The sequence below is a fragment of the Rhizobium sp. BR 250 genome (assembly GCF_047445855.1).
Taxonomy (GTDB): Bacteria; Pseudomonadota; Alphaproteobacteria; order Rhizobiales; family Rhizobiaceae; genus Agrobacterium; species Agrobacterium tumefaciens_I.
This window is the reverse complement of record NZ_JARWKW010000011.1, coordinates 194,646-218,998: the sequence shown is the minus strand read 5'-3', so window position 1 is coordinate 218,998 and position 24,353 is coordinate 194,646. Positions and strand designations below refer to the sequence as shown.

19 protein-coding genes are annotated in these 24,353 nt (G+C 58.4%); 11 read left to right on the top strand and 8 right to left on the bottom strand.

All coding sequences use genetic code 11. From position 1 onward, the window contains the following. Positions 1 to 395: 395 nt before the first annotated feature. Positions 396 to 1,121: a histidine utilization transcriptional repressor HutC gene (hutC, locus tag QD336_RS18485; RefSeq protein WP_499171665.1), complete on the bottom strand. Its 726-nt coding sequence runs from the start codon at positions 1,119 to 1,121 to the stop codon at positions 396 to 398. 51 nt (positions 1,122 to 1,172) lie between these two features. Then, a complete protein-coding gene (locus tag QD336_RS18480; RefSeq protein ID WP_499171664.1) occupies positions 1,173 to 2,519 on the bottom strand; it encodes a formimidoylglutamate deiminase in 1,347 nt (448 codons plus the stop codon). Positions 2,520 to 2,666: 147 nt separating this feature from the next. On the opposite strand from QD336_RS18480, the gene hutI reads away from it, so the two are divergent. From hutI to QD336_RS18455, 5 genes are all read left to right on the top strand, one after another. Further along, positions 2,667 to 3,893: an imidazolonepropionase gene (hutI, locus tag QD336_RS18475; RefSeq protein WP_499171663.1), complete on the top strand. Its 1,227-nt coding sequence runs from the start codon at positions 2,667 to 2,669 to the stop codon at positions 3,891 to 3,893. Further along, positions 3,890 to 5,434: a histidine ammonia-lyase gene (gene hutH, locus QD336_RS18470; protein ID WP_499171662.1), complete on the top strand. Its 1,545-nt coding sequence runs from the start codon at positions 3,890 to 3,892 to the stop codon at positions 5,432 to 5,434. Before hutI ends, hutH begins: the two co-directional genes overlap by 4 nt. A gap of 72 nt (positions 5,435 to 5,506) precedes the next feature. Next, complete coding sequence (gene hutG / locus QD336_RS18465; protein WP_499171661.1) at positions 5,507 to 6,307, top strand: N-formylglutamate deformylase; 801 nt, start codon at positions 5,507 to 5,509, stop codon at positions 6,305 to 6,307. A 14-nt stretch (positions 6,308 to 6,321) separates the two neighbouring features. Continuing rightward, positions 6,322 to 7,995, top strand: coding sequence for a urocanate hydratase (hutU, locus tag QD336_RS18460; RefSeq protein WP_499171660.1), 1,674 nt, complete (start codon positions 6,322 to 6,324; stop codon positions 7,993 to 7,995). 62 nt (positions 7,996 to 8,057) lie between these two features. Next, on the top strand, positions 8,058 to 8,627 hold the full coding sequence (locus QD336_RS18455) for a HutD/Ves family protein (RefSeq protein WP_499171658.1): 570 nt from the start codon (positions 8,058 to 8,060) through the stop codon (positions 8,625 to 8,627). A 58-nt stretch (positions 8,628 to 8,685) separates the two neighbouring features. Here the strand turns inward: QD336_RS18455 and QD336_RS18450 are convergent, their stop codons facing one another. The 4 genes from QD336_RS18450 to QD336_RS18435 form a co-directional block, all read right to left on the bottom strand. Then, on the bottom strand, positions 8,686 to 10,164 hold the full coding sequence (locus QD336_RS18450; protein WP_499171657.1) for a M81 family metallopeptidase: 1,479 nt from the start codon (positions 10,162 to 10,164) through the stop codon (positions 8,686 to 8,688). A gap of 72 nt (positions 10,165 to 10,236) precedes the next feature. Then, positions 10,237 to 11,325, bottom strand: a complete 1,089-nt coding sequence (locus QD336_RS18445) for a D-TA family PLP-dependent enzyme (RefSeq protein ID WP_499171656.1) — start codon at positions 11,323 to 11,325, stop codon at positions 10,237 to 10,239. A 31-nt stretch (positions 11,326 to 11,356) separates the two neighbouring features. Next, positions 11,357 to 11,752 (bottom strand): RidA family protein, encoded by a 396-nt coding sequence (locus tag QD336_RS18440; RefSeq protein ID WP_269346357.1) that lies wholly within the window; start codon positions 11,750 to 11,752, stop codon positions 11,357 to 11,359. A 383-nt stretch (positions 11,753 to 12,135) separates the two neighbouring features. Then, the gene (locus QD336_RS18435; RefSeq protein ID WP_499171655.1) at positions 12,136 to 13,524 is read right to left on the bottom strand and encodes an FAD/NAD(P)-binding protein; all 1,389 of its coding nucleotides are present in this window, start codon (positions 13,522 to 13,524) and stop codon (positions 12,136 to 12,138) included. A 433-nt stretch (positions 13,525 to 13,957) separates the two neighbouring features. Here QD336_RS18435 and repA point away from each other — a divergent pair, with 433 nt between their 5' ends. The 4 genes from repA to QD336_RS18415 all read left to right on the top strand — a co-directional run bounded on the left by repA (position 13,958) and on the right by QD336_RS18415 (position 18,316). Beyond that, positions 13,958 to 15,172, top strand: a complete 1,215-nt coding sequence (repA, locus tag QD336_RS18430) for a plasmid partitioning protein RepA (RefSeq protein WP_269346360.1) — start codon at positions 13,958 to 13,960, stop codon at positions 15,170 to 15,172. After that, on the top strand, positions 15,169 to 16,182 hold the full coding sequence (repB, locus tag QD336_RS18425) for a plasmid partitioning protein RepB (RefSeq protein WP_499171653.1): 1,014 nt from the start codon (positions 15,169 to 15,171) through the stop codon (positions 16,180 to 16,182). Before repA ends, repB begins: the two co-directional genes overlap by 4 nt. A gap of 185 nt (positions 16,183 to 16,367) precedes the next feature. Beyond that, on the top strand, positions 16,368 to 17,645 hold the full coding sequence (gene repC, locus QD336_RS18420; RefSeq protein WP_499171652.1) for a plasmid replication protein RepC: 1,278 nt from the start codon (positions 16,368 to 16,370) through the stop codon (positions 17,643 to 17,645). Between the two features lie 458 nt (positions 17,646 to 18,103). Next, positions 18,104 to 18,316, top strand: coding sequence for a hypothetical protein (locus QD336_RS18415; protein WP_499171669.1), 213 nt, complete (start codon positions 18,104 to 18,106; stop codon positions 18,314 to 18,316). 144 nt (positions 18,317 to 18,460) lie between these two features. Here QD336_RS18415 and QD336_RS18410 read toward each other — a convergent pair whose 3' ends face one another. Continuing rightward, on the bottom strand, positions 18,461 to 19,930 hold the full coding sequence (locus QD336_RS18410; RefSeq protein WP_499171651.1) for a glycosyl transferase family protein: 1,470 nt from the start codon (positions 19,928 to 19,930) through the stop codon (positions 18,461 to 18,463). A 147-nt stretch (positions 19,931 to 20,077) separates the two neighbouring features. Here QD336_RS18410 and QD336_RS18405 point away from each other — a divergent pair, with 147 nt between their 5' ends. Further along, a complete protein-coding gene (locus QD336_RS18405; RefSeq protein WP_499171650.1) occupies positions 20,078 to 22,186 on the top strand; it encodes a TonB-dependent receptor domain-containing protein in 2,109 nt (702 codons plus the stop codon). Positions 22,187 to 22,345: 159 nt separating this feature from the next. Then, a complete protein-coding gene (gene soxR, locus QD336_RS18400) occupies positions 22,346 to 22,801 on the top strand; it encodes a redox-sensitive transcriptional activator SoxR (protein ID WP_499171649.1) in 456 nt (151 codons plus the stop codon). A gap of 29 nt (positions 22,802 to 22,830) precedes the next feature. On the opposite strand, the gene amyA is transcribed toward soxR, so the two are convergent. Continuing rightward, the gene (gene amyA, locus QD336_RS18395) at positions 22,831 to 24,318 is read right to left on the bottom strand and encodes an alpha-amylase (RefSeq protein WP_499171648.1); all 1,488 of its coding nucleotides are present in this window, start codon (positions 24,316 to 24,318) and stop codon (positions 22,831 to 22,833) included. Positions 24,319 to 24,353: the final 35 nt, after the last annotated feature.

Sequence of the window (24,353 nt, the reverse complement as noted above, 5' to 3'; positions counted from 1 at the left end):
CCCACGTTTCTCTTTCTTCTCATATTCAATTGTCAAAAAACAGACCACTCAAAGCAGTCAAAAAATCAAACCCCCAAGGCTCAAAACCCCGGAAACCAACAAGCATTCAGCTCATCAACTTGATTTATTTAGAACGAAAGACTTCGTCGCCAGCAGCGCCGCCGCCCTCGTTCAGTGAGCGGACTTATAAGAGAACCGCACCGAACAAGTCAACAGCCCAAATTCGAAAAACTTACAAAAACATACAAACGACTGTAATTAAAAGGTAATTTGAGATTTATCGTATAAATTAACGGCTTTTAACGATTTCAGGCTCGCGGGCCGCAAGCTATGATGGGCTTCCCCTATATAGGGTTTGTATTTGGCCCTAACAGGCCAGCGGCCCCATGCGGAAATCAATCGGAAGATGGGCTGAAACGGGCGACCAGCGCATGCGCATTTCCCGGATAGGTAAAACGCACATAGGTGACCGCGCCTGAATTGCTCCAGGTGCGACGCTCCACGACAAGACAGGCCTGCCTGTCCGAAATAGCGAGCAGGCGCGCGATCTCCCTGGATGGCGTTTCGGCGCTGATCCGGTGTTCGGCGGTACTCCATGGCACATGGCCAAGCAGCCAGGGGCCGGGTGCGATTTCGCTGAAGTCGGTTTCAGCCGCTTCCGGCACGGCGGCCAGATTGATGAGGCGCTGTTCGACACAAAATTCGCGCGCGCCCGCGAAATGGATGCAGATGATTTCGAGCAGGTCTGTGCCGGCGGAAACGTCGAGCCTTTCACGATCCCCGCTTTTGGCGCTGCGTCTCGTGCCTTCCAGGACTTTGAAACCATAGTCGAGACCGAGCGATTCAACCTCGGCCCCGATGTCATGAATCTGAAGAACGGCGGACTGGATCTGCGGCTGGCGAACGAAACTGCCGGACTTCTTGCGGCGTTCGATCAAACCGGCCTTGGCGAGCTGGCCCATGACCTTGTTCACGGTCATGCGCGAACAATGATATTGATCGGCAAGGTCAACCTCGAAAGGCAGCCGATGACCCGGCGGCCATTCTCCCGAAACGATCCGGCCCTCGATGTCGCTGAGGATTCGCTGGTGCAGGGTCTGCCCGGCCGATGATTTCGTCACGTCCGAAATGCCTTTCCCCACTGGCTTTTTTCCGTTGCTGCCGAGGCCATATCAGCTATCGAGGAGTTCGGCCATGACCTTGTTAAAGCGACCGGATATTTCACGGCGACGGATATGCTGGCCGGCCTGCACCAGTTTTTTGCCGCGCACCCAGACGGAATCGACCGCGATGCCGCCGGCAAATATCCACTGATCGAGAATCTGGGAAGTTGGAAGATAGGAGACGGCGGACACATCGAGAGCGACAAAATCGGCGCTTTTTCCCTTTTCCACGCCATTTGGCGATGCCAAAGCCCTGCCACCGCCTTCGAGCGCCTGCAGGAAGAGTTTTTCACCCGTGGAACAACCGGCATCGGCGATGACGTTACGCGCCCGAAGCGAGAGGCGCTGCGAATATTCAAGCGTCCGCAACTCTTCCGGTACGGAAATCAGGATATTGGAGTCGGATCCGACACCGTAATGGCCGCCTTCGGCGAGAAAGACCGGGGCCGGGAAGATACCGTCACCGAGATTGGCCTCGGTGATCGGGCAGAGACCGGCAATGGCACCCCTTTGCGCCATACGTTTCGTTTCGGTTTCCGTCATATGCGTCGCGTGGATAAGGCACCAGCGGCCATCGACTGACGCATTGTCCAGCAGCCATTCCACCGGCCGGGCGCCGGAAAAGGCGAGCGAATCGTCCACTTCCTTCGTCTGTTCCGCCACATGAATATGGATCGGCCCACCCTTTGCCAGCGGTTCGATGGCCGCCAGCTCGTCGCCGGTCACGGCGCGCAGGCTGTGCGGCGCGATGCCAAGCATGGCGCCCGGCAGGCTGTCCACCACGGCTTGGGCGCCCTGTATCAGCTTTCCGTAACTGTCGAGTGAATGGATAAAGCGTTTCTGCCCGTCGATCGGCGCCTGACCGCCAAAACCGGAATGGGCGTAAAAGACCGGCAGCAATGTGAGACCGATGCCCGTCTGCGAAGCGGCCGCGCCGATACGCTCGGCCATTTCTGCGATATTGCCGTAGTGCGAACCGTCCCTGTCATTATGCAGGTAGTGGAATTCGCCGACCCGGCCGAAACCCGCCTCGAGCATTTCCATATAAAGCTGGGCGGCGACCGCCTCGACATGGTCCGGTGTCATGGAGAGCGCGAATTTATACATGACCGTGCGCCAGCTCCAGAAACTGTCGTCACCGGGGCCGCGAATTTCGGCAAGCCCGGCCATGGCGCGCTGAAAGGCGTGACTGTGAAGGTTGGGCATGGCCGGAACGATGACGGCGTGGCGCTCATCCTGGGGCTGCGGAGAAACGCCGGTTTCGACGGATGAAATAACGCCGTCCTCGCAGATGATGCGAACATCTTTCGCCCATCCACCAGCCAGAAGCGCCGCGCCCGCGTGAATTGCCGTCATGCCACCCTCTCCTTTGGTTCTTTCCGGCAAGGCCATTTCAAACCCGAAATTGCAGCTTGCCAAGCCGATTATTATGTATATACATTTAACTCACAAAGGAAAGGCGAAAAGCAAATGCCAGGGAACAATTCTACGAAGGGAACGGCGATGGGGAACGCCACGGCTTTGTGGCGCAACGCCCGGCTGGCGACTTTCAATCCTGCCATTGCCGGCATCGGCGCTGTCGAAAATGCCGTCATTGCCGTGCGTAACGGCCGCATTGCCTTTGCTGGCCCGGAAAGCGATCTGCCCGCCGATCTCTCGACAGCCGATGAGACAACCGATTGCGGCGGCCGCTGGATCACACCCGCCTTGATCGACTGCCACACCCATCTCGTCTTTGGCGGCAATCGCGCCATGGAATTCGAGATGCGGCTGAATGGCGCCACCTATGAAGAGATCGCCAAAGCGGGCGGCGGCATCGTTTCTTCGGTGCGCGACACGCGCGCGCTTTCGGAAGAGGCATTGGTCGCGCAGGCGCTGCCGCGTCTCGACACGCTTCTTTCCGAAGGCGTTTCCACCATTGAAATCAAATCCGGTTACGGTCTCGACATCGAAACCGAGCTGAAAATGCTGCGTGTCGCCCGCAGGCTTGAGACGCTGCGCCCGGTGCGCATCGTCACCAGCTACCTCGCCGCACACGCGACACCCACAGACTATAAGGGCCGCAACGCCGATTACATTACTGAAGTCGTTCTGCCCGGGCTGGAAAAGGCCCATGCGGAAGGACTGGCGGATGCGGTGGATGGTTTTTGCGAAGGCATCGCCTTTTCCGTCGCGGAAATCGATCGGGTTTTCGCGGCAGCGAAGCAGCGGGGGCTCCCCGTCAAACTGCATGCCGAGCAGCTTTCCAATCTCGGCGGCGCCGAGCTTGCGGCATCCTACAACGCACTTTCGGCCGATCATCTGGAATATCTCGATGAAACCGGTGCGAAGGCGCTGGCAAAAGCGGGAACGGTGGCCGTGCTTCTGCCCGGTGCCTTCTATGCGCTCAGGGAAAAGCAGCTGCCACCGATGCAGGCGCTGCGTGATGCCGGAGCCGAGATTGCGCTCGCAACGGATTGCAACCCCGGCACCTCGCCGCTCACCTCATTGCTGCTGACCATGAATATGGGCGCCACGCTTTTCCGCATGACCGTGGAAGAGTGCCTGACGGCGACGACGCGCAATGCGGCAAAGGCGCTCGGTCTGCTTGCGGAAACCGGCACACTGGAGGCCGGAAAATCCGCCGATTTTGCCATCTGGGATATCGAGCGCCCGGCCGAGCTTGTCTATCGCATCGGTTTTAACCCGCTCCATGCCCGTATTTTCAAGGGACAGAAGGTTTCCCCATGACCATGAAAACCATCACGCTTCATCCAGGCGCCGTGACGCTTGCCGATCTTGCCGCGATCTACTGGGAAAACGGTTCGGCAAAGCTCGACCACTCCTTCGATGCCAGCATTAAAAAAGCGGCTGCCCGCATCGCCGAAATCGCCGCCGGCAATGCGCCGGTCTATGGCATCAATACCGGTTTCGGAAAGCTTGCTTCCATCAAGATCGACGCCGCCGATGTGGCGACGCTGCAGCGCAATCTCATCCTGTCGCATTGCTGCGGGGTTGGCGCACCGCTTCCTGAAAATATCGTGCGGCTGATCATGGCGCTGAAGCTGGTTTCGCTCGGCCGCGGCGCGTCCGGTGTGCGGCTGGAACTGGTTCGGCTGATCGAAGGTATGCTGGAAAAGGGCGTCATCCCCGTCATTCCCGAAAAGGGTTCGGTCGGCGCATCCGGCGACCTCGCGCCGCTTGCCCATATGGCCGCCGTGATGATGGGCGAAGGCGAGGCCTTTTATGAGGGCGTGCTTCTTTCCGCCGGCGAGGCACTCGCTAAAGCCGGGCTGACCCCGGTGGTTCTTGCGGCAAAAGAAGGGCTGGCGCTGATCAACGGCACACAGACTTCTACGGCGCTGGCGCTGGCCGGTCTTTTCCGCGCCCATCGCGCCGCACAGGCAGCGCTGATTACCGGCGCGCTTTCCACCGATGCCGCCATGGGCTCATCCGCGCCCTTCCATCCCGATATTCACAGCCTGCGCGGCCACAAGGGCCAGATCGACGCCGGTGCAGCTTTGCGCCGGCTGCTCGAAGGTTCGGAAATCCGCGTCAGCCACATTGAAGGCGACGAGCGGGTGCAGGACCCCTATTGCATCCGCTGCCAGCCGCAAGTGGATGGCGCCTGCCTCGATCTTCTGCGCCAGGTGGCCCGCACACTGGAAATCGAAGCCAATGCGGTGACCGACAATCCGCTGGTACTATCGGACAATTCGGTCGTTTCCGGCGGCAACTTCCACGCCGAACCGGTGGCCTTTGCCGCCGACCAGACGGCGCTTGCCATTTGCGAAATCGGCGCGATCGCCCAACGCCGCGTGGCGCTGCTGGTCGATCCGGCGCTTTCTTATGGTCTGCCCGCTTTTCTTTCCAAGAAGCCCGGGCTGAATTCCGGCCTGATGATCGCCGAAGTCACCTCCGCTGCGCTGATGAGCGAGAACAAGCAGATGGCGCATCCGGCCTCGGTCGATTCGACACCGACTTCGGCCAATCAGGAAGACCATGTCTCCATGGCCTGCCATGGTGCGCGGCGTCTGCTGCCGATGACGGATAATCTCTTTGCCATTCTGGGCATCGAGGCGCTTTCCGCCGTTCAGGGTGTGGAACTGCGCGGGCCGCTGAAAACCAGCCCCGAGCTGCAAAAGGCGATTGCCGTGTTGCGTGCAGCGATCCCTTCGCTGGAAGAAGACCGCTATATGGCGCCGGATTTGAAAGCGGCGGCAGAGCTGATCGCCTCCGGCGCGCTGGTCTCAACCATTTCGGGCGGCATTCTGCCGAAGCTGGAGGTTTGAGATGATGGACGTTTTATCCTCCTCCAACTCCGTTTGTGAACTGGGGTTACCCCCGACAGAAAGGGCTGATCGATGACCACCCCTTTTTCTCTTCACCAGGGCACCTCACCCATCATCCTCGGCCTGCCTCACACCGGTACGGATGTGCCGGCGGACATCCGGGATCGTCTGAACGACAACGGCAAAATTCTCGCCGATACGGATTGGCATATCCATGAGCTTTATGCCGGGCTTCTCGACAACGCGACGACCGTGCGGGCCACCTTCCACCGCTACGTGATCGATGCCAACCGCGATCCGGCCGGCGTGAGCCTTTATCCGGGCCAGAACACGACCGGCCTTATCCCGGAAACGGATTTCGACGGAAAGGCCATCTGGAAAGAGGGAGCGGAGCCGAACGAAGCCGACATCGCCTATCGCCTTGAAAACTTCCACGCGCCCTATCACTCAGCCCTTGCGGCGGAAATCGAACGGGTGAAATCCATTCATGGCATCGCCATTCTTTATGATTGCCATTCGATCCGCTCACATATCCCCTTCCTGTTCGAGGGTAAGCTGCCGGATTTCAACATCGGCACGGATATGGGCAAGGCCTGCGATCCGGCGATCGAGACAATCGCCGTCGAGGTGACTGCAGCAGCAAAGGGCTATGACAGCATTCTGAACGGCCGCTTCAAAGGCGGCTGGACGACGCGCCATTACGGAAAACCGGAGACCGGCGTGCATGCCATTCAGATGGAGCTGGCGCAATCCACCCATCTTCAAAACGAGCACCCGCCTTTTGCCTATGACACGGGTAAAGCAGAACGGCTTCGCACCCATCTCAAGACCATTCTCACGCGCATGGAAAAATTTGCGCTCGACACGAAATGATAAGGGGAAAGCACATGAACAATCCACGCCACAATATTCGCGACGTCCGCGCACCGCAGGGCACTGAACTCAATGCCAAAAGCTGGATGACGGAAGCGCCGCTGCGCATGCTGATGAACAATCTCGATCCTGACGTCGCCGAGCGCCCGCATGAGCTGGTGGTTTATGGCGGCATCGGCCGCGCCGCCCGCACCTGGGACGATTTCGACCGTATCGTCGCGACGCTGAAGGACCTGAACGAGGACGAAACCCTCATCGTGCAGTCCGGCAAGCCGGTCGGCGTGTTCCGCACCCACAAGGATGCACCGCGCGTGCTGATCGCCAACTCCAATCTGGTGCCGCATTGGGCGAACTGGGATCATTTCAACGAGCTGGATAAGAAGGGCCTTGCGATGTACGGCCAGATGACGGCCGGTTCGTGGATTTACATCGGCACGCAGGGCATTGTGCAGGGCACCTATGAAACCTTCGTCGAGGCTGGCCGCCAGCATTATGACGGCAACCTGAAGGGCAAATGGATCCTGACCGGCGGCCTTGGCGGCATGGGCGGTGCGCAGCCGCTGGCCGCCGTCATGGCTGGCGCCTGCTGCCTTGCCGTCGAATGTGATGAAACGCGCGTCGATTTCCGCTTGCGCACCCGTTATGTCGATGCGAAGGCGCATACGCTGGATGAGGCGCTGGCGCTGATCGACCAGTGGACCAAGGCAGGCGAGGCGAAATCCGTCGGCCTGATCGGCAATGCCGCGGAAATCTTCCCGGAACTCGTCCGTCGCGGCGTCCGCCCCGATATCGTCACTGACCAGACCTCGGCACACGATCCCGTGCATGGCTATCTTCCCGCCGGCTGGACCGTTGCCGAATGGCGCGCCAAGCAGGAAAGCGACCCGAAGGCCGTTGCCGCTGCCGCCCGCGCCTCGATGAAGGTGCATGTTCAGGCCATGGTCAGTTTCTGGAATGCCGGCGTTCCGACGCTCGATTACGGCAACAATATCCGCCAGGTCGCCAAGGATGAAGGGCTGGAAAACGCCTTCGCATTCCCGGGCTTCGTGCCGGCCTATATCCGCCCACTCTTTTGCCGCGGCATCGGCCCGTTCCGCTGGGCTGCCCTTTCCGGTGATCCGGAAGACATCTACAAGACCGACGCCAAGGTGAAGGAACTGCTGCCCGACAACAAACACCTGCACAACTGGCTGGATATGGCGCGCGAGCGCATCGCTTTCCAGGGCCTGCCGGCGCGCATCTGCTGGGTTGGGCTTGGTGACCGCCATCGCCTCGGGCTTGCCTTCAATGAAATGGTCAAGAACGGTGAATTGAAGGCACCGATCGTCATCGGCCGTGACCATCTTGACAGCGGCTCCGTTGCCTCACCCAACCGCGAGACCGAAGCCATGAAGGACGGCTCGGATGCCGTTTCCGACTGGCCGCTTCTCAATGCGCTGCTCAACACCGCATCCGGCGCGACCTGGGTTTCGCTGCATCACGGCGGCGGCGTCGGCATGGGTTTCTCGCAGCATTCCGGCATGGTCATCTGCGCCGATGGCACGGATGATGCCGCGCGCCGACTGGAACGGGTGTTGTGGAACGACCCGGCCACCGGCGTCATGCGCCACGCCGATGCCGGTTACGATATCGCCGTGGAATGCGCCAGGGAGCAGGGCCTGCGCCTGCCCGGCATTCTCGGCAATTGATCCTCCCACGGCCGGGGATGGGGAACACCATTTCCGGCCGATCCTTCTTAGAGATGGAAACCATGACCCTGCTGCGCGCAAGCGACTACAAGCGAATGCCCTGGAAAAATGGTGGCGGCGAAACAGTGGAAATCGCCATTTTTCCGCCCGGCTCTTCCGTGGAGGACTTCGACTGGCGCATCAGCATGGCAACGGTTGCGAGCGACGGACCGTTTTCGATCTTTCCCGGAATAGACCGCACTCTGTCGATTCTTCAGGGAAACGGTATGGCGCTTTCGATCGCGGCTGGCGATCCGCTGCTGCTGACGAAGGAAAGCCCGCTCCTGCCCTTTCCGGCCGATGTTCCGGTGAACGCGACCTTGCCGTCTGGCCCGATTACCGATCTGAACGTCATGACCCGGCGCTCAACCTTTCGTCATGTGGTGGAAAGGCATTCCGGGCCATTTTCAGGCGAAGCAGCCGGAAACATCACACTTGTTCTCGCGCTGGAACCTCTGACGGTCTCCACCGGCGACAGTAAGAGCCGTCTGGAGAAGCTCGATGGCCTGCTGATGGAAGCTGGTTTGCCGTTCTCCATCGAAGCGGATCAGAGCGAAGACGCGTTTTTTCTGATCACGCTCGAGCATATCTGAAGTCTTTCCAGAACATGTGTCGCGGTTCCGCTTAGACAAGGCGCAAACTGCTAACGCCTCAATCCAGACCTAGCGGATCGGCCACGCGCGGCCAGAGTTCAAGGCTCGCCTTGCGATAGGGCGTTTTTGCCGGATCGGTCGGATAGGACGTCGGAGCCGCTATATAAACGATTTCGGAGGCGATCGGCGCAAAGCCGGCGTGAAAATGGTTGGTCGATTTGACCAGCAGCACATTCTTCTTCGCGAAATCGATGCCGAGATTGGAAAAGATATCCGGCTCATAAGTCTGCGTTCGGCTGGTGATGAGGATAATATCGATCTCCGTGCCGAGCGGCCGGACGACAGCGGCGCGGCCAAGCGTTACGCGGCTATTGCGGAAACTCTGCCAGCCGGCCTCGGCCGTGCGCATCACCCTTATGCGGAAATCGAGCGGCTCCCCGCCCTCGGGGCTGGATTTACCTCCGATGCGCAGATCGATCTCGGCCCCCTCGCCTGCGGCGTGACAGAAAGACACTGCAATCGGATCCCAGATCGTCGCGACGGCAAAATTGTCCATGCCGCGCTCCACCATGCGCCGCAGAATATGAGTGGCGTCGCCGGCAACACCGCCGCCGGGATTATCCCATATGTCCGATACGACGACCGGCTTCTCCGGGTTGTTGCTGCGAAGGTTGAGAACGAGGTCGAGGCCCGATTCCGTATCCAGCATCGGCATCGCGGTCAGCTTGCGCATGGCATAAAGCTCGTGGCCGAGTTTTTCGGCCAGCGCATCACCCTTTGCCTTGTCATTGTCGGTGACGACAACGATCCGGGTCCCCATATCCGGTACGTCGCCGGCCATGAAGCCGTGAATGACGGAAATCGACAGGACACCGTCCTTGCCCTCCATCGCCTTCAATCGGTCGACATAAGAACGCATCGGTTCGCGGCTGGTCGGGTAGATGGTGATCATGCGGCAATCGAAAGTGGAGATGACCGGACTGATCTCCCCCCGAAGCGTACGCAGCGCCATTTCCACGACATGCTCGCCGCGTTCCTCAAAATCCGTATGCGGAAATTCCAGAAATGTTGCCATGATATCGAGATTTTTGACCCGAAGCGCCGTCAGATGGCTGTGCGGATCAAACTCCGCCGCGACCAGCACATCCGGTCCGACCAGAGCCCGAACACGGGACAGGAAATCCCCTTCAGGGTCGTCATAACCCTGTGCCACCATGGCGCCATGCAAGCCAAACACCACGGCATCGACCGGCAGGGCCGCAGCAAGCTCGGCAAGAATGGTATCCCGCAACGTTTCATAGGTCTGGCGCTGGATGAGACCCGCCGGTTCCGCCCAGCAGGAGGTACCTTCGATCACCGTAAACCCTTCCGCCTTGCCGCGACGGCGCAAAATCGGCACGGGTGACGAGCAAAGCGTCGGCGTTTCCGGATGCTCCCCCGGTCCGGCATAAAAAGCCGCGCGAAATGCATCCATATCCGTCGGGACGGGTGAAAACGTATTGGTTTCCGTGGCGAGCGACGCCGTGAAGATGCGCATGTCTTTCGATTCTCGTTGCCGGTATCTGCATTCCCGCAGCTTCCGATTCAAAATTTACTTAGCCGGGTAATTTTACCAGACCGTTCCCCGCGCCGCGACCTCTTCAACCCGCGTTACAACGCCGTTTCGATGAAACACCATCCGGTCGAAAAGATTGCTGACGACGCAGGTGTGGTTCGGCACGACCTGGAGCACATCACCGATTTCAGGCCGACCCCCGGTGCAGCCGGATAGATCGACAACCGCATGCTCTTCAGAAAGCGAGATGATTTTTGCGCCCTCGTAACCCTCGATCAGCCCATAATCGCTGAAACCCAGAAGATCTGAGGTCAGGGCCTTGGAACCGCAATCCAGTACCGCCCGATCGGCGGTCGGCCTTGATACGACCGTGGCGAGAACATGCATTGCGAGATCGCCAGCGCTGCAATGCCCGGCGCGCAGCATCGAACGGTCATTATAGACATAGGTGCCGGCCCGATGTTCGGTGGCGGAAGGAACGAGATGGGCGGAATAAAAATCCGGTGAGCCGCCGCTGGATCGAACCGGGCAATCTACTCCCCTTGCCGCAAGCAACGCCATGGTCTCACGAATGAAGTTTTCCACCGTCTCGGCGCCGCCCGGTGCCGGATAGGTCAAAATGCCCTTGAATGTCAGGCCCGGTGCCGCAACGATCTGTTCCGCAAGCGCCAGTGCCGCTTCCGGCGTCTGCACACCACAGCGCTTGCCGCCCGTATCGCATTCAACGAGCACGGCCAGCGGTCTTTCCACATCGAATGTATCGGCAAGGCCGGCAATCGTCACGGCGCTGTCGGCCACGACACTCAGCCTGCCGATGCGTGTATTCAGCGTCTTCAACCGCGAAAGCTTTACCGCACCGAGAATATTATAGGTGATCAGGATATCATCGAAACCGGCATCCGCGAAAACCTCTGCCTCACTGACCTTCTGGCAATTGATGCCGATCGCGCCCACCTGAAGCTGCTGTTTGGCAATGGCGGGTATCTTGTGTGTCTTGATATGCGGCCGGAACGCCTTGCCATGCGCATCCAGATAGGATTGCGCCCTGAGGATATTGGCGGCGAGCCTGTCCTCATCAATGACGGGCATGGGCGTCGAAATCGCGTTGAGGGCTGTGCCCGCATCAGGCCAGGGATAGCTCATGATCTACTCGCAAAATTGCAAAATCGGAGGCTTAAGCCAGCGGCTTATAGGCGATAACGTCCATTTCCACCTTGGCATCCACCATCAGCGGCGATTGCACGGTCGAGCGCGCCGGCGGATGATCGATGAAATGTTTCTGGAAAACGGCGTTAAAGCTTGAGAAATCCCGCGCATCATCCAGCCAGACATTGACCTTGACCACATCGGCAAGCGTACAATCGGCAAGCGCCAGAACATCCCTGATATTGGCGACGACCTGCTCCGTCTGCGCGACGATGCCGCCAGTCACGACCTCACCGTCGACGGTCGGCACCTGACCGGACACGTAAACGAAATCGCCAGCCCGCACGGCCTTGGCAAAGGGCCGACGCTGTCCGCCCGCCTGATTATCGGCCGTCTCGTATCTTACCAGTTTCTGTTTTTCCACGCGCCCTCGCAAATTATTTTCATAATCTCAGAATATTTCAGCTTTTGTAGCCGATTTTATGGCGCATTTCCATAAGTCATGTAAATTATTTAGCGCACCGCAATCGTGCGCGCATGTCGTACCGTTGGGCCTCATTCTCATTTACAGGCATGAAATACGCGGTTCGCTTACGGAAGCGGGCTCTATCTCAATAGGAATACCGCCCTTCTACAGCGCGCGCCAACCTGCGCAATACCTTCACGCACGGTTCTCCAGCTCGTGACCGGCATGTCGCAAGCTTCCACACACAAGCGCGAAAAGTTTGCCGCGGCTAACATGGCGCGAGATCTTTACCGCCCGCCCGCGACAAGAGGCTATATGTTTCAGCTGGCCCTTTCAGCCCATCAGCCCCGCGCGGAAACCCGATCGATTGTCGAAACGACCTTGTCGGTGACGATCTGCGCAATCTTCTGCGCCTGCACGCGAATATCCGGAACAGCGGTTATTTCCCAGAACCGGCCCGCCGTCAGCGCACCGGCGGCAAACAGACCGAGCCAACGTTTCCCGTCTGTCCGCAACAAACGGGACTCATCATCCACCTCGACCCCCAGCCCGAAGGGATCGAGCACAAGAACCCCGTCATCCCGCATGGTTTCAAGAAGGCGCGAGTGGCCGATACCGGCCCGCTCCATGCCCGTGCAGTTGATGACCCAATCCACCTGCAGCTCCTTCAGCACCTGCGTGTGCCTGCGGCGATAACGCACCGCAATCCCCTCCTCCTGTTCCTCAATCGCGCGAAGGTAACCCGCATGGATCTCCAGAACGCCATCCGAGAGCAATTTCGCGAAAGCATCGGAAACTTCAGGCGCGATGCGGTGCCGGTGAATATTCCACCATGGCAGGGCATGCCGAAGGAAACGGCTGCGTTGCGCCGGTGTAAGGCTCTGCCAAAGCGTTTGCGTTCTTGGCCGCAAACCATCCATCACGGCGCGCCACGGCGTTCCCTCTCCCACCTGCCTGCGCAGGGTCTGCAATATCCGGCTGATTTCCAGCGCACCCTGCGGCAAGTTCGGCTCCGCGGGAGGCGATGGCGGACTGACATGTGGGTGCGGTACTAATCCACGACGGGACAGGACATGGATCGGCCCCTGATGCCCCTTCCCCCGTAGCGTCAAAACCTGATCGATCATCGTCAGGCCTGAACCCAGAATGCAGATGCGATCACCCGCTTTCACTTTGGACAGCCATCCCGGCTGCCAGCAATGGCTGACGATACGGTGTGGCTCACCTTCGTCCTTCGCAACAGTTTGCACCGGCAAACTGGCCGCGCCGACGCCGAGACATAAAATCACATTCTTCGCATGTAGCTGCTCGTCATTTTCCAGGACAAAAGAAAAGCCACCGACACCGTCCGGCCGACAGGCGGAAGCCTTGGCCCGGATGAAATCCACCCTTGCGCGCTGCTCCCTGCTTCTCAGCAGGTTTGCCAGTCTGTCTCGAAGATAGAGGCCATAGTCCCCGCGCGAAGCGAAGGCCAGCGGGTCTCTCGTGATACCGTTCTCTATCAGCCAGTCGACAAAGTCTTGGGGCCGATCGGGAAAGACGCTCATTCTTCCCGCTGGCACATTCAGCCGGTGATAGGGCAACTCCGTACGATAAGCAGTGCCACGACCGAAATCCGATTCATCACCAACGATGGCAATCGACGCCTCCGCCGGCAATGAGGATAAAAGATGAGCGGCCGTACAGATGGCCGAGAAACCCGACCCGACAAGAGCGACATCATAGGACATTCATTCCTCCAACCTGCGACAGTTTAGACAAGCGAGCGGCGGGCGCCCAACTGAACAATACCCTAGTCAACAAGTAGAGATTAAACGCCCGCCAATGTCTACCCCACACTTTCCGCCATTATGATTCATTATATGGGGCACAGATCGAGCCAAAAGTTAGCCGCGGCAAACTTCAGTGGCAGGCGCTAGCCACCCGGAAACAATCCAGCCGTTGCTCCATTATTGACGTCGAGAAAGAAAAGTTAGCCGCGGCTAACCGTCAAACCGTCACAAAAACCAAATGTGATTCTTCCACAATGCCTTAGCGGCACTTTCGCACCTGAGAAAAAAGCCTATTGCGCCAAAAAGAGAATCGGCGCTTATATCTCAGTTGCGGAAAAAACCGCCTTTTTCGAAAAAAACCGCTACTGCAATTTCGAGCGAAAGAAGACCGATGACACAGAGTGCCGATTTAAGACGTGCCGCAGGAGCACCGGACCTGACCAGTCTTATACAACAGCATTCGGCTGCATTGTCAGCCCAATTGCAGGCTCATAATGCAAATACATTTTCACCCCATACCGAAAAGAGCATGCGCCATTTTTCGCCGGCCGAAACCGCACGGTTGATCGGCATTGGCGAGGCCTATCTGCGCCAGATCGCCGCCGAGCGTCCCGAGCTCGACGCAGCGCAGGCTTCCGGCCGCCGTTCCTATTCGGTTGAGGATATGGACGAGATCAGAAAACTGCTTGATCAGGGTGCACGCGGCACCCGCCGTTATCTGCCGCATCGCCGGGACGGCGAAGAGTTGCAGGTCATCGCGGTCATGAATTTCAAGGGCGGTTCGGGGAAAACCACGACCTCGGCGCATCTGGCACAATATCTGGCACTGCGCGGTTATCGCGTGCTTGCCATCGATCTCGATCCGCAGGCCAGTCTCTCCGCCCTCTTCGGCCATCAGCCGGAGATCGATGTCGGCCCGAACGAAACACTTTACGGCGCGATCCGCTACGACGATGAGCGCCGCCCGATCGCCGAGATCGTTCGCGGTACCTATATTCCCAATCTCCATATCGTTCCTGGCAACCTGGAACTGATGGAGTTCGAACATGATACGCCCCGCGCGCTGATGCGCCGCGCTCCCGGTGATACGCTGTTTTTTGCCCGCATCGGCCAGGCCATCGCCCAGGCGCAGAACTTCTACGATGTCGTCGTCATCGATTGCCCGCCGCAGCTCGGTTATCTGACGCTTTCAGCGCTGACGGCCGCCACATCGGTTCTCGTCACCGTTCACCCGCAGATGCTGGACGTCATGTCCATGAACCAGTTTCTTGCCATGACCGGCGATCTTCTCGCGGAAATCGGCAGGGCCGGTGCGCGTTCGGATTATAACTGGATGCGTTACCTGATCACCCGCTTTGAGCCGAGCGACGGGCCACAGAACCAGATGGTCGCTTTCCTTCGCTCTATCTTCGGGGAAAACGTCCTCATCCACCCCATGCTGAAAAGCACGGCGGTTTCGGATGCGGGACTGACCAACCAGACACTTTTCGAAGTCGAAAGAACCCAGTTCACCCGGTCTACCTATGACCGCGCGCTGGAAGCCATGAACAATGTAAACGCTGAAATCGAAGGACTGATTAAAAAAGCGTGGGGTAGGGCAGCATGAGCAGAAAACAGATCTTCGCCAATCTTGGCACCCCGGCCGCAGATAGCAATGACACCGCAGCCGAGCGGTCGCGTCCGCGCATCAGGCCCATTCTCGGCTCTCCTGAGCTCGTGACGGATGTTCTGAATTCACCGGTCGGCATGATCGGCCAGTCGCTCAACGAAGTCTCCGAACGCGCCAAGCGGGCGGAAGAGATCGAAAAGCAGCTTGCGGAAGGCCTGACGATCGTTTCGCTCAGCCCTGCGGATATCGATCCATCCTTCATACCGGATCGCATGCCAGCTTCTGAAGAGGCCGATGCGGGTCTGGTGGAAGCCATTCGCGAGCAGGGTCAGCAGGTTCCCATTCTGGTTCGCCCGCATCCCGATTTCCCCGGCCGTTATCAGGTCGCCTTCGGCCATCGCCGTCTGCGTGCGGTTTCGAGCCTCAGTATTCCGGTCAAGGCGGTCGTTCGCGATCTGAGTGACGAACAGCTGGTCGTCGCCCAGGGTCAGGAAAACAACGAGCGCCGCGATCTCACCTATATCGAAAAGGCGCGCTTCGCCCAGAAACTGCAGATGCGGTTTCCGCGCGACACGATCATGGCTGCCATGTCGCTGCACAAGGGCGATCTTTCCAACATGCTATCGGTTGTCGGCCGCATTCCGGAGGATCTGGTCGATCTCATCGGCCCGGCGCCAAGTGTCGGCCGCCGCAACTGGATGGACCTTGCCGACCAGCTTTCCTCATCACAGGTCAAGGAAGCGGCCCGCGCCTATGTAAAGGATGCGTCCGTTGCTGCTCTGCCATCGGAAGAACGGTTCAAGTCACTGCTCGATTTTCTGAAGCCCAAGGCACAGGCCAAAAAAATGGGCGTCTGGTCTTCGGAAACCGGGGGGCGACTAGCAAAGGTGGTCGAGAGTGATCGCAAGGTGGATATCTCGATCGACAAGAACGAAGCCCCGGAATTTGCCGAATTCGTTCTCGAACATCTTCAGACGCTGTTTGCCGAATACCGGTCCAAACAGTGAGTTTTAACGCGAACGACTAACAGGAGACGCATCACAAAAGAAAAAAGCCCCCGAACGTTGCCGCGCGGAAGCCTTTCTTTGATTTAAGCACCCGAAGAATCTCATTTCCGCGAATCATAGTCAAGAGTCTTGGCATCGAATTTTTCGGTGAGCGATTTTCTTTTGCCTTGTGAAAGGTGAAAGACATGGACAGCACATGTGTAACGACGCCCTTTGGGCGGCGAGCGATGTCGTTTGGCGTCCTCGCAACTCAGTTTGCCGCGCAGAAAACCAGGAAGGTTGAAGCGGTCGACAAATGGAAACTCTATCGTTCGGTCTGTGAAGCCCGGCCTCTGCTCGGTGTGACCGATCGTTCCCTTGCGGTTTTGAACGCGCTTTTGAGTTTTTATCCGAAGAACGAACTTTCCAGCGAAGCCGGCCTGGTCGTGTTTCCATCAAACACGCAATTGTCGCTGCGAGCACATGGCATGGCCGAGCAGACATTGCGCCGGCATCTTTCGGCACTTGTCGAAGCCGGTCTCATCATTCGCAAGGATAGCCCGAACGGAAAACGCTACGCCCGCAAACACAGGGGAGGGGAGATCAGTGAAGCCTATGGTTTTTCGCTGGCGCCGCTTCTTACCCGCAAAGCGGAAATCGAGGAACTGGCCGAGCGTATCATTCGTGAACGGCTCGATCTTCAGCGGCTTCGTGAAAGCATCAGCCTTTGCCGCCGCGATATCCAGAAACTCTGCGAAATGATTGCCGCACGTGGTGATGTTGAAATCTTCGAAGGGTTTCAGACCCGCTACAATGCCATTGCACGCTCTCTCGGCCGCAATTCGAAGCCTGCGGAACTCAAGGAAATCGCCGGTTTTCTGGCATCCTTGCGTGCGGAGGTAACCAACTATCTGGAAAATATTGAAAAATCGGAAAAAACGGGCGGCAATGACTGCCAAAATGAGCGCCTCATAAAGAATTCAGAATCCGAATCCATATCTGAACGGCACGATTTGCGTGAGGCGGTTACGGTTGCACCTGCCAGCACCGCCATCGTCCAGCCAGCATATGCGGCTCCCGTCACCGCAAAAGCTGAACCACCATCGCCAAAGGCTGTTCTTCATAAGCAATTTTTTGTTCCTGATATTGTTTTGGTTTTGAAGGCTTGCCCGGATATCTCGCTCTATGCGCCCGGTGGAGCCATCACCGGCTGGCGTGATCTCGAAGTCGCGACCTCGGTGATCAAAACCATGTTCAACATCAGCCAGTCGGCCTATCAGGAGGCGCTTACCACCTTCGGCCGGCAGGGAACGGCGGCCATTCTTGCCTGCCTGTTGCAAAAGGCGGACCAGATAAGCTCGCTCGGCGGATATCTGCGTAATCTGACGCGCAAGGCCCAGGACGGTAGTTTCGAGGTGCAGACCATGCTTCTGGCGCAGCTGCGCGGGCGTCAGGACAAGATGGAGGTGGACATGGCGAGGTGAGTTCGTGAGGGCCTGTAAAACGTCCCGGCTTGCGGAAAAACCAGTCCGAAGTTACATTAACACCGTTTCCACAGGTACCAGAGATTCGCTTTCAGGCTGCCGACATCAAGAGTCCAGTCAGGGGTTTCCTATGGTTAATGCAAAGTAATGAAAGTTAATTACGATTTAGCTTTCGTTTGCGTTTTTTCCTGATTGGTTTCAATCCCTTGAGTCTGCGTGATTTTTGCCGGGAACTGCGCCGGCAGGGGTAGAATGAGGCGGGTTTCCGTATCAAGCTCACTTCGGAATTCGCGCATGGCGCCGGTTGAAACATGAACCTGCTACCTCCGATGCCGTGATTTGGTTGTCGGAAGTAACCCTTCAGTATGAAGGCAATCTATTCCCCCACCGGAAGCGCGGTGGCTGAACCTTCTGCGGGGTTCCGCGTTTGCCTTGATTGTTTCAAGGGATCGCGGCTGATGATTTTTCCAGATGATGTGGAACTAGCTATCGCTCTCTACATGGCGGACCATGCCTTGCCCCGTCATGGGGCCATTGAAAAACTCGTGAGAGCAGAGCTTGAAAAGACAGGCCATCTGCCCGGCGGTGAAGGACGGCCACCCGAAATTGTCGATGGGCGGCCAAGCGCCGATTATGTGCAATATCGTTCCTATCTTGAAGGCGATAACTGAAAGGGTGGCGGAATCAAAGCAGCCGCAGGCTGTACTCACTTCACAGCACCACATTACGGATGTTTATGTGGTCTGGTCGGGCCGCGTTCTTATCCCGACAGTGTACCGGCGCTGAAAAGAGCGGTGGCCAATGCCTGAGCCGGATCAGGCTTGAACCAGATTGCGCGCCCTATTGTTCCAGAGCTGCAGGCTGCGGGCATAAGCCTCCTCAAAGGGCAGGGCCATATCCTTGACCAGCATCAGCGCGATGGCGGCCGTGGAGATGATGATGGTCTCCGCCCTTTCGTCCCTTGCGGCACCCGTCCACACTGCCCGCCAATATTCGAAGGTGGTGAACATGGTCGGCATTTCGGCGGGCGGGGTTTCGCGGGCGGGAATGAGCAATTCGACATCCCTGCCTTTTGAAAGGCCGAAAATCCGGGTGGCGCGGAACGGTGTGAACTGCGCAAAATCCCGGGTATTGCCGAGAATGGCAAGGTTCTCCACCGAAAGCAGCCGCGCGGTATCGCGGTGGAGCTCCTGATAGGAGGGGCGGGCCACACCGATCATGGTGCTTCTGGCACGAAGCGGATTGAGGAGATGGACGACCGTGTTGAGCGGCAGGCGCATTTCCAGAATACCATGCAGGCCAAGCAGGCTCTGGAATTGCAGAGACAGGCCGCCGATTGGCAGATAGGCGATGCGCTGCGAGGACGCAACCTCCCTCGCCTCGGAAAGAGAATGGCAAAGAGGAATGCCGCAGGCCTGTGCAGCGAGTTCCAGCTTGCCGCCATTGTCTCCCTGGCCGACATGGCCGTGCAGCAGGACGCTATATCCCGCCATGGAAATCAGACGGGCGGAATGCAGGAACCATGGCGCATCGCGATGTTTCGGTGAAATATAGGCTGGCCAGTCGAGATCGACGGATGCGGGTGGTTGCCGCTCCCTGTCGATATGCTGCCACATGGCTTCGATGAAGCCCGCAAGTTCTGCCGCGGTCACGCCGCGATAATGCATGGTAGCGAGCAGTGCGCCGACCTGTATGGGGTCGGCTTCGCCGTCGAGAATGATCGACAGCGCATCCATTGCCTCCTCCTGGGCAAGCGGGCGGCTGTTGCCTATGCCCATCGCCGAGGTCGCGATATATTTTGCGAGCCGGTGCAGCGGATCGGCATTGTGGCCGATGCGCGCGAGCCGGTCGGCAATGTGCTCCGGAGTCGGCTGGCCTTCCAGAAGAACGCTGGGACGAAGCGAAAGCGGTGGCGCCTTCATCAGCACCGGCTGTTCCCAACCGCTTTTATCCGGTGCCGCTGGCCCTTCCGGTTTCTCCTGCGAATACTCGATCAGATTTTCCGCTTCCGCGGCCAGCGAGCGGATACGCAGCCGCATGTTTTCGGCAAAGGGGGTGGGGCGCAGGCCCTGGCCGGTGCGCAGGAAAAGCTGATCGCCATATTTTTCCCGGAGTTGCTGCAATATCCGGCTCATGGAAGATGTCAGCAGTCCCATACCGGCCGCAGCCCGGCTGACGCTGCCTTCCCGTAACAACGCATCGAAAGCGACAAGTAATTTCAGCTGTCCAAGCCTGTCGGGTTTTACCGTGGAGGCTGGTTCTTCTTTTCTCTTGCCGGTTGTCATCTTGCGATTTTTTACTCCGCCGCTTTATCCGGGGAGCCCTTTTTGCAATTTCTGGAATTTAGAACTGTTCGAAAACAAACGCATTGCGCCCGCACCCCCTCCTAAATAAGTGGGGTCTAATTCTCAAGTTAAATGCGGGGGCATAACATGGAATTGAAGTACCGCAGCCAGAACGGGACTGCGACAATAATAAAGGCCGGTGTTTCGGCCGCAATGGCGGGCACTGCTTTGGGTTTCGCTCTGCCGGCTTTCGCGCAGCAGGCATCCAACGGAACCACGGTTCTTCAGCAGATCGTCGTTACCGCATCCGGCTTCGAGCAGAATGTGAAAGATGCACCGGCCAGCATCACGGTCGTGACGCGGGAGGATCTGGAAAAGGGGTCCTATCGCGATCTGACCGACGCGTTGCGGGAAGTGCAGGGTGTGTCCGTCACCGGCATCGCCAATGAAAAGGATGTCTTCATTCGTGGCCTGCCCGGCGCCTACACGTTGATCCTCGTCGACGGCAAAAGGCAGAGCACGCGCGACGCCCGCACCAATGGCAATTCCGGCTTCGAACAGAGTTTCCTGCCGCCGGTCTCGGCAATCGAGCGCATTGAAGTGGTGCGCGGGCCGATGTCCTCGCTTTATGGTTCGGATGCCATGGGTGGCGTCATCAACATCATCACCCGCAAGGTCGGCGATGTCTGGTCCGGCTCCGTCACCACTGAAGGCACGGTCCAGCAGCATTCCAGGTTCGGCAATAGCAGCCAGGTTTCCTGGTATGCCAACGGGCCTATCCTGAAGGATCAGCTTGGCCTGCAGGTCTGGGGCAGGGGCTTCACGCGCGGCGAGGACGGCATTCTGAACGGCACTACGGGCGCCAAGGAATATGATTTCAACGGCCGCCTGACGTTTACGCCGAATGAAGATCACGACATCTATCTGGAAGGCGGCAAGACCCGCCTGCGCCGCGACGCCGAACCCGGCGAGACGCTGGCGGCGACGGATGCCAACAGCACCTACAACACCAATACCCGCGATCACTGGTCGCTTTCGCATACCGGCCGCTGGGGACCGACCACGTCCGAATTCTCGTTCCAGCAGGAATGGGCGGAGCGCACCAATTTCACCAGAAACACCCGTACTGGCAGGGTTACGGAAAATCCGCGCTCGCCGGAGGTCCGCAACACCGTCCTCGATGGCAAGTTCACCACGCCGTTCGAACTATTCGGCAACCACACGCTGGTGACCGGCGGGCAATATTTCGAGGCGCGGCTGACGGACCAGAATCCGGGCCGCCGCGCCGGCCTCGACGAAACCTTCTCCGCAACGCAATGGGCGCTTTTCCTCGAGGATGAATGGCGCATCGTTGATAATTTTGCGCTGACGGGCGGTCTCCGTCTCGATAATCACGAGAAATACGGCAATCATTTCAGCCCGCGGCTTTATGGTGTCTGGAGCGCCACAGATGAGCTGACGATCAAAGGTGGTGTTTCCACCGGTTTCCGCGCTCCTGAAATCCGACAGATCGCGCCGGGTTACGCCTATACGACGGGCGGCGGCGGTTGCAGCTATGGCCCTAGCGGCACCTGCGGCGTGATCATCGGTGACCCGAATCTCGAAGCGGAAAAGAGCACGAGCTATGAAGTGGCCGCTCTTTGGGACAATGGCGACGTTGCTCTCGGCGCCACCTATTTCTACACTGATTTCAAGGACAAGATTTCCAACGCGCTGGTGCTCAATCCGGATGGAACGCCGGCCCGCTGGAGCGAGGATCGCAACTATCGTCTCTGGTACAATTACAACATCGACGATGCGGTCATTCAGGGCGTGGAGCTGACGGCGACCTGGTATGCGACTTCGGAACTGACGCTGCGCGGCAACTACACCTATACGCATTCCGAACAGAAGACCGGTGATTATGAAGGTTTCCCGCTGGCGCGGACACCGAAACATATGGCCAATCTGCGCGGTGATTGGGTAACCCCAATCGATGGGTTGGAAGCCTGGGCTTCGCTGAATTACCACGGATCGGAAATCAATGCCGGCCCGCGCATCGGCACCAACGGCACGCCGGTGACGATCAACGGCAAGTCCGGACGTAAATACGACGCCTACACCACGCTGGATATCGGCGCGAAATATGCGGTCGCTGAAAATGTCGACCTCAATGCCGCCATCTATAATGTCTTCGACAAGGATGTCGGCACCGACGATTTTAACACGGTCATGGAAGGCCGCCGTTTCTGGATCAGCATGACGGCGAAGTTCTGACTGCGCCATCATCGCCGAATTTCAGGGGCGCCCGCCGGGCGCCTCTTTTTTTGCCCATTCGCCTATTGACCTCAACTATAGTTGAGGAATTATACCGGCTGCTCTTCGACGCTTTTCCGCATCTTTCGAGCGGAAATCGTTCCGGAAGCAGGAGCAAGAATGGAAAATACCATCTTCAAACACAGCCTGTCGGTGGGGGATGTTGCGCGCCGCAGCGGTATTGCCGTTTCCACCATCCATTTTTATGAGGCAAAGGGGCTGATCGAGGGCTGGCGCACCGCCGGCAACCAGCGTCGTTATCACCGCGCCGTCCTGCGGCGCATCGCCATCATCCGCATCGCGCAGCGGGCCGGCATTCAGCTCAGCATCATCAGGGACGCGATGGCTGATCTGCCGCAGGACCGGGTGGCGACGACGGCGGACTGGCGAAGGTTTTCGCAGTCCTGGCGGGAAATGCTCCAGACGCGCATCAACAATCTGGTGATGCTGCGAGATCAATTGACCGGCTGCATCGGTTGCGGTTGCCTGTCGCTGGAAGAGTGTCCCCTGCGTAATCCGGACGATGTTCTGGCAGATGACGGCGCTGGGCCGCGCCGCCTCGTATCCGCCGAATGAGCCGATGTCAGGGTTGAGAAGGCCGATCCTTATTCGGTATCGGCGGGAACCCAGACACTGACGCTGCCGCCATTTGTCGGGAATGTGCCTTTGCCGCTCTCATCGAGGGTGATCTGCTCCTCACGGTGATCGAGAAAATCGCGCCAGACCGATCCCGCCCGCTCCGGGCCGAGGTCGGCCTGCTTTTCGCCCGGTTCGCCATTCGACATCACCACCACGCAGCCCGGTGCATCGGCGGTGCCGTGGCGGATAAAGGCGGCGCAGCTGGCATCGTCGAACATGTCCGTCTGGGGACCGTTGGCAAAGCGGCTGCGAGCCTCGATGAGCTTCGGCAGGCATTCGATGGCGGGCATATCGATCTTATACTCGTTGCCGTCATTGCCGGTGTCGGTATAGCTCGTGCCGAACAGATCGGGATAAAAGATGCAGGGAACGCCCTCTTCGCGCAGCAGGATGATCGCGTAGGCGAGAGGCTTGAACCAGGGCTCCACCGGCGCTTCCAGCGATTGCAGCGGTTGCGTGTCGTGATTGTCGACCAGCGTGACGGCATGGTCGGGAACGGCGGAGACAAGCGAGCCATCGAAGATGCTGCGCATGTCGAAATCGCCGCCCTGTTTCGAAGCGTCATGGAAACTGTGGTGAAGGGCGACGTCAAAAAGCATCAGCTGTTTGTCGACCAATTCGAGGTAGCTTTTCAGCGCTTCGAGATCGGGGTGCCAATATTCCGCGACCACAAAAAGATCGGGATCGACCGTCTCGCGCATATGGCCCACCCAATCGCGGAAGAACCATGCCGGAATGTGTTTGGCGGCGTCGAGACGGAAGCCGTCCACCTGTACCTGCTCGAAGAGCCAGCGGCCCCAATATTTGAGCTCCTCATAAACCGTCCGGTTTCTGAACTCGACGTCCGCGCCCATCAGATAATCGAAATTGCCGTTTTCCTCATCGACTTCTTCATTCCATTCGCCGTCGCCATATTCGTTGACGAGACGGAATATGCCGTCTTCGGTCGGCTCCTCGATGTGGTCGACACCGCTGAAGCACTTGAGGTCCCAGATGAATTTGGAATGTTTGCCGTTACGGCCGGGAAAGGTGAAGCGCGTATAGGCGAGCGCTGCGAAATCCTCATCGTCAATATCGGTTCGGTCTTCGGGATTGACGCGGCGAACCCGGACTTTTTCCTTCTCGTCGGCACCCATCTTGTGATTGAGAACCACGTCGTGAATGACACGGATGCCATTCTCTTTCAGCGTCTTGCCGGCATGTTCGAGGGCGCCGCGATCACCGTATTTGGTTGCGACCGTGCCCTTCTGGTCGAATTCGCCGAGGTCGAAGAGATCGTAGGTGTCGTATCCCACCGAATAACCGCCGGCGGCGCCCTTATAGGCGGGCGGCAGCCAGACGTCGGTGATGCCCATTTTGGCAAGGCTTTCGGCCTTTTCGGCCACCTCGCTCCATAATTTCCCCCCGTCCGGATAATACCAATGGAAGAATTGAAGCAAGGTGCGTCCGGCCATATTTCCCTCACGATGGTTAGCAGGTCGCGCCATAA